The following is a 12,618-nucleotide window of genomic DNA, read 5'->3' as shown; positions in this document are numbered from 1 at the left end:
CGAATGAACAAGGATATCTCCCGTCTTCTACGCCCGGAATCCATCGCGGTGATCGGCGGCGGTGCGTGGTGCCAGCAGGTTATCCTGCAGTCGGAACGCATGGGCTACGCAGGGAAAATCTGGCCTGTTCATCCCAAGGCGGATGAAATTGCCGGGTACAAGGCCTACGCACGGATTGAGGACCTGCCATCGTCCCCGGACGCGGCCTTTGTTGGCATCAACCGTCACGCCACCGTTGAGGCCGTTCAGGTTCTGTCAGACATGGGCAGCGGCGGAGCAGTTTGCTTTGCCTCTGGCTTCTCGGAAGCTGCAGCCGAGGACCAGGCAGGAGGAGATCTGCAATCAGAGTTGATCAATGCAGCAGGCAGCATGCCCATTCTTGGGCCAAACTGCTATGGCTTTATCAATGCGCTTGATGGTGCGCTATTGTGGCCCGATCAGCATGGAGCCGCTCGGGTAAATCGAGGCGTTGCCATTCTGACCCAGAGCTCCAACATCTCGATCAACCTGACTATGCAGAAACGAGCTCTGCCGATTGCCTATATGGTGACTTGCGGGAACATGGCGCAGACCAGTCAGGCTGAGATCGCGATGTCGCTGATCGATGATCCACGGGTCACTGCCGTCGGTTTACATATCGAGGGCTTCAAGGATATCCGCGAATGGGAGGCCCTTGCTGCCAAGGCACATCGGAAAGGCGTGCCTCTGATCGCACTTAAGGTGGGCGCATCCGAACAAGCGCAGGCAGCAACAGTTTCTCATACCGCCTCACTGGCTGGGAGCGATGCGGGTGCGCAGGCTTTGCTAAACCGGCTGGGCATCCCGCGCCTGTCCTCGCTGCCCGAGTTTCTGGAAACCCTGAAATTGTTGCATTGTTATGGGCCTTTGCCGGGGGGCAACATTGCTTCGATCAGCTGCTCGGGCGGCGAGGCCAGCCTGATCGCAGATATGGCGATCGGCACTGGCCTCAGATTTCCAGAACTGTCCAGAGATAAGCAAACCCGATTGCGCGATGCGCTTGGTCCGATGGTCGCACTAAGCAATCCACTCGATTACCACACCTATATCTGGCGCGATGAAGAGGCGATGGCGAACGCTTGGGCCGGAATGACTGGCGACGACATAGATCTGACATTCACGATCGTTGATTACCCGACCACCGATCCCACAGATTGGGCCGCTGCCACGCGTACAGCACAAAAAGTGCGGGCAGATACGGGTGCGCGTTTTGCCGTGGTTTCTACCCTGCCCGAATTGCTACCTGAGGATGTAGCACAAACCCTAATGGAGGCCGGTGTGGTACCCTTCATGGGTCTCCGCGAAGCCCTTTCTGCCACGCGTGCGGCGGGTCAGGTCGCCGTACCTGCAAGCGCGCCAGTCTGCTTGCCGGGTACGTCTGATGTCAAGCATACGCTGTTCGAAGCCGAGGCCAAGCAAGCTCTGGCTGCCTATGGTTTGCGCATCCCTCGGAACAGGTCCGTTCGTGGCGCAAAGGAAGCCCTCAGCGCGGCGCAAGAAATGGAAGCGCCATTTGCTGTCAAAGGCGTCGGCCTTGCCCACAAGTCCGAACATTCCGCTGTACGATTGAGGGTTCAGGCTGCCGATGTGACAGGTGTGGCAGAGGATATTGGAACCGATGAGATTCTGATCGAAGAGATGATCACGGGTGCGGTGGCTGAAATCCTAGTCGGTGTGGTGCGGGACCCTGCCCATGGCTTTGTGCTGACAATAGGGGCCGGTGGTGTCTTGACCGAAATATTGCGCGATACCACCTCTCTTCTGGTCCCGGCAACATCCGACAGTATTCGCGCTGCTCTCGGCGAACTAAAGATCGCGTCATTGCTGGCAGGCTATCGCGGCCAACCAGCGGCTGATATGGATGAAATCGTTGCCGCCTTTCAGGCCGTTCAAGACTATGTAATGCAAAATGCCGAAACGCTCGGCGAGGTCGAAATCAACCCGCTTCTCTGCACGCCCACCCGGGCGGTGGCGGTGGATGCGCTTATCAGAAAGGCCTGAGAAATGGACCCGATCAAGACCCGCCGTGACGGCGCAATTCTCGAAGTGACGCTGGATCGGCCAAAAGCCAATGCGATCGATCTAGCTACCAGCCGCATCATGGGGCAGGTATTTGCCGAGTTTCGCGATGATCCCGAACTGCGCGTCGCGATCTTGACCGGAGCAGGTGACAAATTCTTTTGCCCTGGCTGGGACCTGAAGGCAGCCGCCGAAGGCGATGCCGTAGATGGAGATTATGGTGTCGGTGGCTTTGGCGGTTTGCAGGAGTTACGCGATCTGAACAAACCGGTCATCGCGGCCATCAATGGTATTGCCTGTGGTGGCGGGCTCGAGCTTGCGATTTCAGCCGATATGATCCTGGCCGCTGAACACGCAACTTTTGCCCTGCCTGAGATTCGATCCGGAACCGTTGCAGATGCGGCGAGCGTCAAGCTACCCAAACGCATTCCCTACCACATCGCGATGGAGCTATTGCTGACTGGACGCTGGTTCGATGCCGAAGAAGGTCAGCGTTGGGGCTTGGTCAATGAAGTCCTGCCTGCCGATCAACTGATGGATCGTGCCTGGGAATTGGCGCGTCTGCTCGCCTCGGGTCCTCCGCTGGTTTATGCTGCGATCAAAGAGGTCGTGCGCGAAGCTGAAGACAGCAAATTTCAGGACGCCATGAACCGCATCACCAAGCGCCAGCTGCGCACCGTCGATATCCTCTATTCCAGCGAGGATCAGCTTGAAGGCGCAAAAGCCTTCGCTGAAAAGCGTGATCCGGTCTGGAAAGGAAAATAAGTTCAAAACACCGCTGCCTTCATCGCATTGGCGCAGTTTTGCTCCAATCGCTCAGCTAAGCTTGTTTTTTGTCAGAACACACTTTTACTATCCTGCAATTCAGGCCACAGCTACTTTAACTGGAAGAAGGAATGTCAAAGCGGCCCGATGCAGGACAAGAAAACAGAACCAGAACTTGAGATCGGGCGCACCCTGCAGCGTTTGCGACAGGAACGTCAGCTCACGGTGACCGAACTCGCTGCGCAGTCAAAGGTTTCCGCGCCCATGATCAGCCGGATCGAAAATGGTCATGTGTCGCCGTCCCTTGGTACCTTACACGCGTTGGCAGATGCACTATCTGTCTCTCTGATGGCGATGTTCAGCCATACCGACACGACCTCGGATGTGCATCACGTTCAGGCGGGAACCGGGTTGCCGTCGCGGCGTATCACACCAGACCATGCCCATGACTATCTACTGCTCGGCAAACACAGCGGGCCTAGCGGGTCATTCCAATCCGCACGCATCCGCATCTCAAAACAAGACCAACGCAAGTTGCCTAACTATCAGCACGAAGGCTACGTCTTCATCTACATGATTGAAGGCAGCGCCATCTATGGCTGTGGGACCGAAGAGTTCCAGATGTCAGAAGGTGACACGCTCAGCTTCGACGCCAAGCTCCCACATGGGGTACGGGTCATCCTTTCAGACGAAATTGAATTCGTGACCGTGTCGACGCGACCGCATTGATCTTTGCAGAGGCCCTAGGCTCCACGCCGCGTTTGCCATCCGATCAGACTGAAACACGCGAACACTACTGCAGCAACACAAACTATGGATGGCCCTGCAGGCGTATCAAATATGTAAGCAGCCCGTAGCCCGGCGATTGCGGAAAATGCACCAATCGCCGCCGCAATCAAAGCCATCGCTTCCGGTGATCTGGCCAGACTGCGCGCAGCCGCCGCCGGGATGATCAGCATTGCAGCAATCAAAAGAACACCTACGACCTTTATCGCCACGGCCACTGTAACTGCCAGAGACAGCGTCAGGATCAACTGCTCTCGCTTGGGGTCAAAGCCGCTGGCATAGGCCAGCTCTTCATTCATGGTCGCCGTCAAAAGCTGCGACCAGCGCCATACGATGAGGGCCACGACAAGCGCTGCGCCCCCCCAGATCACAACCAGATCGGTGCGTGACACGGCCAGAATATCACCGAAGAGATAGGCCATCAGGTCGATGCGAACACCGGACAGGAAAGATACGGCGACTAGACCGAAGGCAAGTGCAGAGTGTGCTAGAACGCCCAGCAGTGTATCCATCGCGTAACCACGTCCGGACAACAGTGTCACGGTAAGTGCCATCGCAAGTGCAACAGCTAGCGCCCCAGTAAAGACGGACAACTGAAACGTCAGCGACAAAGCGACACCCAGGATTGCCGCATGGGCGGTGGCATCCCCGAAATAGGCCATTCGGCGCCAGACAACAAAACACCCCAGTGGTGCCGCAGCAAAAGCAACGCCAACACCTGCAAGCGTCGCGCGCGTCATGAAATCATCCAGCATTATTCTGCGGCTTCCTGAGAGGTTTCACAGTGATCGTGATCGTGATCATGGTCGTGATCATGGCGATAGAGGGCTAGTGCGCCTCCGGTACCCGTTCCGAACAGGGCCCGATATTCCGGGGCCGAAGCTACGACTGCGGGGGACCCTTGGCAGCACACATGACCATTGAGACAGATCACCCTGTCCGACGCGCTCATGACCACGTGCAATTCATGGCTGATCATCAGTATGGCGCATCCGGTTTCACGCCGGACCTCTTCGATCTGACGATAAAACGCCGCAGAACCCGGTTGGTCGAGACCCTGAGTGGCTTCGTCCAAAAGCAGAACGTCGGGCCGATTGATCAACGCCCGCGCCAGCAAAACGCGCTGAAACTGTCCGCCTGACAATTGCGACATTTGGCGCTTTAGCAGATCCGGCACCCCAGCAGTTTCAAGCGCTTCTGTACATTGAAGCCTAGAGACACGATCCGTCAGACGCATGAATCTTTCGACTGATATCGGCAGGGTCGGATCAATGTGCAGTTTTTGGGGGACATACCCGATTTTTAGCCCAGGCTTCAGCGTAACCTTACCTTCCGCAGGCTTGGTCGCGCCTATAACGGCCCGCAACAGGCTAGTCTTTCCCGATCCGTTTGGACCAACGATCGTCACGATTTCACCAGCCTCAATCGTCATGCCGACATGGCGCAGAACGGTATTCGCGCCATAACGCACGCTGAGGTTTTCAACGGTGATCAGGGTCATGTCTACGCCTTCTCGGTGCAGTCTGGGCAGAGTCCCTCGGCTTCTACAACGGTTCGCTCGATTTCGAAACCCGCCGCGCGCGCGGCTGCGCCGAGGACGCCATTGGACGGTGCCGACTGAGCTTCGGCGACAGCGTCGCATTTTCTGCAGATCATGAAGGCCGGGGAATGGACCTCTCCGGGATGAGAGCAGGCCACAAAGGCGTTCAAACGTTCAATCTTATGGACGAACCCGTACTGGACCAGAAAATCCAGCGCGCGATAAGCCACCGGCGGCTGCGAACCAAAACCGGCTTCGCGCAATCGATCAAGTATAGCGTAAGCCCCGAGCGACTTGTGGTCTTGCAAAAGCATTTCAAGAACTTTTCGCCGCACAGGGGTTAGCCGCAACCCTTCTTCCCTGCACCGAGCATCCGCTGTGGCCAACGCCGTTTCGACGCAATTCTTGTGATCATGCTCCTGAAATCCTACCGGCGCATTTTCACCAACCGAAATGGGGTGCATCTCACTTGTCATGTTATACCATATCATATATGCCGCTCGTAACGTTATAAAATCACACAGAGGGTCTGATGTCCAGAAAGCTGCTCCCACTATCGATTACCGCTGCATTGATGGGCGGAACCGCCATGGCGGATGCACCCAAGGTTGCGGTTGACATCGCACCCGTTCACTCACTCGTGGCCCGGGTGATGGAGGGGGTAGGAACGCCTGAATTGATAGTGCAGCCCGGTGCCTCGCCACACGAATACAACCTTCGTCCGTCAGAAGCAGCCGCACTGCAAGAGGCAGATCTGGTATTCTGGATTGGCGAGGACCTGACCCCGTGGATGGAAGGCGCTGTCGAGACGCTCAGCGACGGGGCGACTGTTACGGTGTTGCTTGAGTCGGACGGAACGGTTCTGCTCGATTTCCGTGAAAGTGCTTTGTTCGAAGCGCATGACCATAGCGACGACGAAGATCATGGGGATGACGATCATGACGATCACGACCATGCTGAGGATGATGGTCATGATCACGACGACCACGACGATCATGCAAAAGACGATGACCACGATCACGAGGATCATGCCGAGGACAAAGAGCATGATGATCATAATCATGACGAAGAGCATGCGGATGAGCATGAGGACCACGCCGGACATGACGACCATGAGGGCCACGCGCATGGCGAACATGATCCGCACGCCTGGCTCTCTCCGGTCAACGCAGAAATCTGGCTGAAAACGATCGCGGCGCAGCTTTCTTCGGCTGACCCAGACAACGCAGGTGCTTATTTTGCAAATGCGGCAGCTGCGCGTGAAGAAATGGCTGCTTTGTCAGCGGAAGTGGCCGAAACGCTGGCGCCGGTCAAAGGTGGCAGCTTCATCGTGTTCCACGATGCCTATCAATATTTCGAAGATGCCTTTGGCTTCCCGGCGTCGGGTGCAATTTCCCTCAGCGATGCGACCGATCCAAGCCCGGCAAGGATCGCCGAAATTCAGGGGCGTATCCGCGACGAAGGTGTGGATTGTGTCATGGCTGAACCCCAGTTCAACCCCGGAATTGTCGCAACCGTTCTCGACGGCACCGAAGCTAAAACCGGCATCATGGACCCGCTGGGATCTGATCTGGAACCCGGAGTAAATCTGTACCCGCAACTCATCCGCAATCTGGCCAAAACACTGTCTGAGTGCCTTTGAATCAATCAACAGCCTGGTTGGGAGTTGGTTCTGGCCAGGCTGAAATCAGACAGAGTTCTCCGCTCATCGTTCCAACAAAGTCATCAGTATTCGGCTACCGGCCTCTCTAAGCTGTCCAATTTGGCGGCTAAGCTGCCGGCGCAAGTCAATCATCGCCAGCGAACTTTCGATGCCGCGCTCGACCAGAGGTTGGATCACGCCAATCTATTCCTCCAGAAACGCCGCCTCCACACCTGTACGGTCGGGAAGATCAAATTCTTGTCCGGATATCTGAGCCTCAAGTCTCGCGCGCGACGCGATCGCAATCGCCTGTCGCGGCCTGCCAATCGCCTAGATCACGCCACGAATACGAAAGGGAAGGGCAGATCGACCAAAGCAACCAGCGAGGCAGACGTAAAGAAATCCCTCACGACCTTTAAATCCCGAAGGATCGAGGCCATGCGTCCATTCTGCCCGCCCCGGGCTTTCATAATAAGCGCCATCAACTGATTGAACAGCCGCTCGGTGATCTTCAGGTCCGCCCGTTTTCCCGCTGTATCGATGAACCGTGTCTGCAGGTTCTTGATCAGGAAATCGAACAACAGTGCAAGGCCAACCCCGACGACCAGAGCCAACAAGCTATCAACCACTTCGATTGGCAGAATGGGGTCATGAACGACCATGGTGAACCGCGACGTCACCAGCCCAAGCACGCTTGTCACCATCGCGGCCAATAGGATCTGAATGTAGACCCCGCGCAGATCGCTGAACGCGGACCAAAACCGATGACCTTGCGGCCTAAACGATTCTCGTTCCAGCGGCGCGAGCATTATGCGCGCAATATCCAGCGCGTCTTGCGCAGTCGTGTTTCCTGTCGCCGCCAGATCTGAGGTTCGCTGAGTCCGCTGCTGGCATCGATCACAAGAAAGCGTTGGTGTCTTCTCGATCCAGAAACGCGAAAGATTGCACAGCTGCGTCAAACGCCAGGACCAGAAACAAGTTCGGGTCCAGTTTCAGCAACCGCGCTTTCCCGAAACCCGCCTGTAGCCCACCGCTTCCACTGCGCTGACCGCCTAGGCGACTTCATTGCCCTAGAACACCCGAAAGATATCCACCTCGGACAACCCAAGACCCAAATGCTCTGTCAGTAGTCGGAGGTGCGTATTCAGCGGGTTAGTCGCAGTCGGGTTCACGACGGATATCACAAGGTTGGATCGGTCGGCTGTGCAACACCCAACGCGTCCAGGATATCGCCCGTGACCGCCAGCACGGCATATTCTGCACGACGTGCCTGAGCCTCAAGCTGGATCACCCGAACCTGCGCAAGATTCAACTCGCGCAACGCATCCAATATCTGTACCAGCGTGCTGCGCCCGATATCAAACTGTCCACGAGCTGCATCCAGCGCTTGCTCATTGATCTCGACAGCGCGCCGGGCTGTGGCGAGCCGTCGCTGGATTGAATTGGTCTCTTCCAAGGCCTGGGAGAGATTACGTTGCAACTCGCGCCGCAATTCTTCTTCATCAGCCCGGCTTTGTTGAAGATTCGCCCTTGCGGTTTCGACATTGGCGCGCGCGGATCCCCCTTGGTAAATCGGGACCGTTACACCCAATCGGGCCTGCACACCGTCGTCGATACTGCCCTGGTCGAAATCTGTCTCAAGAATCGCAGAGAGTGTTGGGCGGGTCGCTCGTTCGGCAACCACAACCTCTTGCGCACGCACTTGACTGAAGGCGACCTGAGTACGCAGACGCGGGCTGCGTGCAACCATTTGCTGCGAGGTGGCCGCTGCCAGAATGGGTGCGGGGGGGATGGTCGGAATAGCACCGGGTCGCGTTCCGAAGACTTCGACCCATGTTGCCGTCGCCAGTTCCACATCCGTCTGAGCCTGCGCTAATTCTGTCTCGGCGTTAGACTTCCGCCCCTGCCCCGCCAGCAAATCTGCCACCGACCCGGCCCCGGCATCAAAACGGGACTGGAGGTCGCTGACCAAAACGTCCGTACGATCCAGATTCTGCTGGGCTTGTTCTTCGAGGCGGCGATTTCGATCCAGATCAATTATGGTTTCGATGGCCTCGAAGCTCAGCGCGCTCAGCTCTGACAATTCGTTTAACCAGGTCTGCCGGGCTTCAATCTGACGCAAACCCACACGACCCGAGACTTTGCCACCATCATAGATGATCTGGCTAAGCCGCAGGATCGGTACTGTATCCCCATCGGACGTCAGGGATGTCTCGGCCTCGATCTGCGGCAGGAACGCGCCTTGCTCGGCATCAATGCGGGATTTCGAAGCCAGAACGCTGGCGGCTCCGGCTGCGGTGGTGGGCGATGTCGCGACAGACCTTCGCACCAACTCAGCGAATTCAGTGCGTGCGACATTTCCCTTCAGATTATCCCCCCCCGATAAGGGGGCGAGAGCCGGTGTCGCCCCGGGATCAAAGGACTTGGTTCCCTGTAAATCCTGACTGCAGCCCGCCAAAATAATAGTGGCTATCACAACCGACAACCATGCCCTCATCCCGCCAAAGCTCCTGATTTCAACTCTGAGATAAGCAACAAATTTCCAGTCAGTTAATCGTGGAACTTGCTGCCCGCATTTTGCGTTACAGGAGAAAGTGCGGTAAAAAAGTAACCATATTCTTTACGAGTTTAATGTTCTGGCACGACATCAGTTTATCAAGATGCGGGTCCAGAAAAATCAAGCGGAGCAAGGGCGCAGATCCCATCTGATAATCCGCGAGCTTTCGGCCGCCAGCCATGTTCTGTTTGGCAAGTTTGATTCAACCAATCACAACTCATCCAACCTTGTTGCCTTGGCTCCAGACACCGCGCAAAACTGGTGTTTGACCCATGCGACGCACACGCAGAAAGTCACCGCGCAGACCCACATTCAGGATGCCACGGTCATCAAGACCGACAGCCATTGCAGGATTGCGTGTAACCGTGGCCACAGCACGAGGCAGGTCGTCCCAAACACTGGCAAGATGAAAAGCCGACAGCAGTAGCGCAGAGGGCACGTAGTCGGAAGACACAATTTCCAGAAGATCGGCCTTTGCAAGATCTTCAGCCGCGACATTGCCGGAATGCGAGCCGCCACGGATCAGATTCGGGGCACCCATCATGACGGCGATGTTGCGGGTACGGCAGGCCTCGGCCGCCTCGAACGTGGTTGGGAACTCGGCGAAAGCCACACCATTTTCGGACGATTTTTCGACATGCTGCGCCGTGGTATCGTCATGGCTGGCCAGCGCGGCGCCAAGACGGGCGGCCTCGATCACTGCACCGGCTTCGTGCTTTTCTCCGAAACGCTGCTGTAGACCACGCAGGTTCTCGACATGTGCAACGAAATCGGCGTCGGTCATACCGCGCTTTTTGGCGACATAGGTCTTCAATGCACTCAGATCGCTGAATTGACGTTGACCCGGCGTGTGGTCCATCAGGCTGACAATGCCAACCCTGTCTTCCGGCCCGAAGGTCGCCAATTCCTCAAGCAGTGTCTCCGAGCAGATCTCAGCCCGCAGGTGAAGGAAATGGCTGATCTTGAAATAGCCTGCGGCGCGCGCCGACAACAGTTCGTCCGCCAGTTTGCGGGCATAGTCGATGTAACGGCCCTTGCCGCTGTGAATGGAACCTACTCGCATGGCGTCGAACACGGTTGTGATTCCGGTCGAAGCCAGCTCGCTATCATGCGCGATCAGGGCCGGAAGATGAGGCCAGTCCACTTCCGGGCGAGGCTCGATATGACGTTCGATATTGTCGGTGTGCAGCTCGACCAGTCCCGGAAGGATGTAATCACCTGCACAATCGACTGCGCCGGTCGGAACATGATCCCCTTCGGTGATCTCGGAAATGACGCCCTGTTCGATTGTCACCGAACCGGTTACTACCCGATCGGGCATCACAAGCTGGGCATTCGCAAGGCACAGATTATCTGACATATCGCTGTCACAAGCCTTTGCCAAAGAGGGCGCGGGAAAAGGGGAATTCATGTCATACTCTCGATTTGCAATCTACTACGTGCCGCCCGAAGGACCATTGGAACAGTTCGGCGCGCGCTGGCTGGGATGGGATGTCGTGCAGGGCTGCGAGGTGCCTCAGCCCGATCTGCCCGATTTGCATGACGTTACGATGACACCGCGCAAATACGGCTTTCACGGAACGCTGAAACCACCCTTTCAACTGGCCGGAGGTTATTCGCTTGAAGCCCTGAAAGCGGCGGCGTCTGAGATGGCCGCTGGCCTGGCGCCTTCGAGCTGTGAACGGCTGAGTCTGACGAGGCTGGGCCGGTTTCTCGCTTTGACCCCACAGGGCGATGTTAGCGGCTTGCAAAGAATTGCTGCGGCCTGTGTACGTGAGCTTGACCCGTTTCGCGCCCCAACCAATGAGGCTGAACTTGAGCGGCGGCGCGGTGCAAGGCTGAGCCCACGTCAAGACGCACTTTTGATCGAGTGGGGTTATCCCTATGTGATGGACGAGTTTCGGTTTCACATGACGCTGACGGGTCGGCTGCCGAATGGCGATATTCCTGTGTGGACCGAGGCGCTGCACCGCCATTTGCCAGCCTTGCCTGAGCCCTTCGTCATCGACCAAATTGCCTTGTGCGGCGAGCGCATCGATGGGCGTTTCGAGCTTATTCATCGGTATGCGCTCGCTGGTTGAAGGACCCCTGCGGCGCGCGCAACCGTCTCGGCCAGTGGGCCATCGTTGGAAATGGTGATAACATCCAACCCATCGGGCAAGGGTTTTACTGCCTGAGCAAGCCGATTTGCAATCTCGCTATCGCTTTCTCGGCCGCGAGCTGCCAATCGCCGAGCAAGAGTTTCCGGCTTCGCGGTAATATTCAGGACAATGAAGCGCGGGAAACTTTCTGCGGCCTCGAGCAGAGCTTTGCGCGAGAAATTTGCCAGACAGTCTGCGCCATCACTCAGCCGATCTTTGACGGCAACCGGTATCCCGTAGCAAAGCCCATGAGCAACCCAATGCACCGCAAAGGCACCATTCGCCGCCATTTCTTCAAATTCGGTGAGTTCGACGGCGTCATAGTCTTCCCCGCCCAACTCTGGTGCCCGGGTGATGACGCGGCGCACCAAATGTAAATCGGGCAACAAGTCACAAAGCCCTAGCATCACACTGTCTTTGCCAGCCCCCGACGGGCCAACCACAGCGATGAGGCGACCCCGGGTCAAGCCGCGACCTCGGGTGAAAACTGACTGGCGTCGATTTCGCGATCACAAACGCGCGCCCTAGCCGCTTCGTCGTGAAAGATGCCGATTATTGCAGTACCACGCGCCTTTGCCTCTTCGATGAGCCTTAGAACAACCTCGCGATTGGCCGCATCCAGACTGGCAGTCGGCTCATCCAACAGCATCGCGGGATAAGAATGGGCGAACCCGCGTGCGATGTTGACACGCTGCTGTTCACCACCCGAGAAGGTAGTCGGTGAAAGGGTCCAGAGCCGCTCAGGAATGTTCAGTTGCCGCAACAGAGCTTCAGCCCGCGCCTTCGCGTCAGCAGCGGAAATGCCCACAGCCCGCAGCGGCTCGGCCACCACATCGACGGTGGGCACGCGCGGAACCACGCGAAGAAACTGGCTGACATAACCCAGAACCTCGCGGCGCAGGGCGATAACTGTCCGAGGCTCTGCCTGCACGATATCCACATCACCGATGCGAATTTCTCCGCTTCGGGCCAGATAGTTGCCATAGATCATACGCATGAGGGTGGACTTGCCCGCTCCAGACGCGCCCGTCAGCGCTACGCATTCGCCCGGAGAGACCGAGAAGGATACATCATTCAAAACCTCAATCACGGCCGCGCCTTGATTATGGAGGGTGAAAGTCTTTGAGACGTTATTAAGCTCAATCATTGC

The 12,618-nt window shown here is 57.0% G+C and carries 13 protein-coding genes; 5 read left to right on the top strand and 8 right to left on the bottom strand.

Features of this window, described 5'->3' with window-relative positions; genetic code table 11:
• The first annotated feature begins 3 nt into the window (after positions 1-3).
• From ACR0JG_RS07260 to ACR0JG_RS07250, 3 genes are all read left to right on the top strand, one after another.
• Positions 4-2,019 carry an acetate--CoA ligase family protein gene (locus ACR0JG_RS07260; protein WP_480568582.1) on the top strand — a complete coding sequence of 672 codons (2,016 nt, stop codon included), beginning with the start codon at positions 4-6 and terminating at the stop codon, positions 2,017-2,019.
• A gap of 3 nt (positions 2,020-2,022) precedes the next feature.
• On the top strand, positions 2,023-2,802 hold the full coding sequence (locus tag ACR0JG_RS07255) for a carnitinyl-CoA dehydratase (protein WP_170407705.1): 780 nt from the start codon (positions 2,023-2,025) through the stop codon (positions 2,800-2,802).
• Positions 2,803-2,949: 147 nt separating this feature from the next.
• Complete coding sequence (locus ACR0JG_RS07250; RefSeq protein ID WP_170801715.1) at positions 2,950-3,531, top strand: XRE family transcriptional regulator; 582 nt, start codon at positions 2,950-2,952, stop codon at positions 3,529-3,531.
• 14 nt (positions 3,532-3,545) lie between these two features.
• Here ACR0JG_RS07250 and ACR0JG_RS07245 read toward each other — a convergent pair whose 3' ends face one another.
• From ACR0JG_RS07245 to ACR0JG_RS07235, 3 genes are read right to left on the bottom strand one after another with little or no spacing between them, the layout of a single operon-like run.
• Positions 3,546-4,343, bottom strand: a complete 798-nt coding sequence (locus ACR0JG_RS07245) for a metal ABC transporter permease (protein ID WP_480568579.1) — start codon at positions 4,341-4,343, stop codon at positions 3,546-3,548.
• Entirely contained in the window at positions 4,343-5,089 is a 747-nt protein-coding gene (locus ACR0JG_RS07240) for a metal ABC transporter ATP-binding protein (protein WP_480568576.1), read from the bottom strand. Before ACR0JG_RS07240 ends, ACR0JG_RS07245 begins: the two co-directional genes overlap by 1 nt.
• Positions 5,090-5,091: 2 nt before the next feature.
• Positions 5,092-5,604 carry a transcriptional repressor gene (locus ACR0JG_RS07235; protein WP_480568572.1) on the bottom strand — a complete coding sequence of 171 codons (513 nt, stop codon included), beginning with the start codon at positions 5,602-5,604 and terminating at the stop codon, positions 5,092-5,094.
• 56 nt (positions 5,605-5,660) lie between these two features.
• Here ACR0JG_RS07235 and ACR0JG_RS07230 point away from each other — a divergent pair, with 56 nt between their 5' ends.
• Positions 5,661-6,770: a zinc ABC transporter substrate-binding protein gene (locus ACR0JG_RS07230; RefSeq protein ID WP_480568569.1), complete on the top strand. Its 1,110-nt coding sequence runs from the start codon at positions 5,661-5,663 to the stop codon at positions 6,768-6,770.
• A 335-nt stretch (positions 6,771-7,105) separates the two neighbouring features.
• Here the strand turns inward: ACR0JG_RS07230 and ACR0JG_RS07225 are convergent, their stop codons facing one another.
• The 3 genes from ACR0JG_RS07225 to ACR0JG_RS07215 form a co-directional block, all read right to left on the bottom strand.
• Positions 7,106-7,579 carry a hypothetical protein gene (locus ACR0JG_RS07225; protein ID WP_480568566.1) on the bottom strand — a complete coding sequence of 158 codons (474 nt, stop codon included), beginning with the start codon at positions 7,577-7,579 and terminating at the stop codon, positions 7,106-7,108.
• Between the two features lie 371 nt (positions 7,580-7,950).
• Entirely contained in the window at positions 7,951-9,099 is a 1,149-nt protein-coding gene (locus tag ACR0JG_RS07220; RefSeq protein ID WP_170732767.1) for a TolC family protein, read from the bottom strand.
• 445 nt (positions 9,100-9,544) lie between these two features.
• On the bottom strand, positions 9,545-10,738 hold the full coding sequence (locus tag ACR0JG_RS07215; RefSeq protein ID WP_480568564.1) for an alpha-D-ribose 1-methylphosphonate 5-triphosphate diphosphatase: 1,194 nt from the start codon (positions 10,736-10,738) through the stop codon (positions 9,545-9,547).
• Between ACR0JG_RS07215 and ACR0JG_RS07210 the strand changes: the two genes are divergently transcribed.
• A complete protein-coding gene (locus ACR0JG_RS07210; RefSeq protein ID WP_170596221.1) occupies positions 10,737-11,408 on the top strand; it encodes a DUF1045 domain-containing protein in 672 nt (223 codons plus the stop codon). The two genes, ACR0JG_RS07215 and ACR0JG_RS07210, sit on opposite strands and share 2 nt — an antisense overlap.
• On the opposite strand, the gene phnN is transcribed toward ACR0JG_RS07210, so the two are convergent.
• Together phnN and phnL are read right to left on the bottom strand one after the other, a co-directional pair.
• On the bottom strand, positions 11,384-11,935 hold the full coding sequence (gene phnN, locus ACR0JG_RS07205; RefSeq protein ID WP_480568561.1) for a phosphonate metabolism protein/1,5-bisphosphokinase (PRPP-forming) PhnN: 552 nt from the start codon (positions 11,933-11,935) through the stop codon (positions 11,384-11,386). The two genes, ACR0JG_RS07210 and phnN, sit on opposite strands and share 25 nt — an antisense overlap.
• Positions 11,932-12,615 (bottom strand): phosphonate C-P lyase system protein PhnL, encoded by a 684-nt coding sequence (phnL, locus tag ACR0JG_RS07200; RefSeq protein ID WP_170818200.1) that lies wholly within the window; start codon positions 12,613-12,615, stop codon positions 11,932-11,934. Before phnL ends, phnN begins: the two co-directional genes overlap by 4 nt.
• Positions 12,616-12,618: the final 3 nt, after the last annotated feature.

Source organism: Ruegeria sp. AD5 (assembly GCF_056542345.1).
This window is presented reverse-complemented; position numbering and strand designations above follow the sequence as displayed.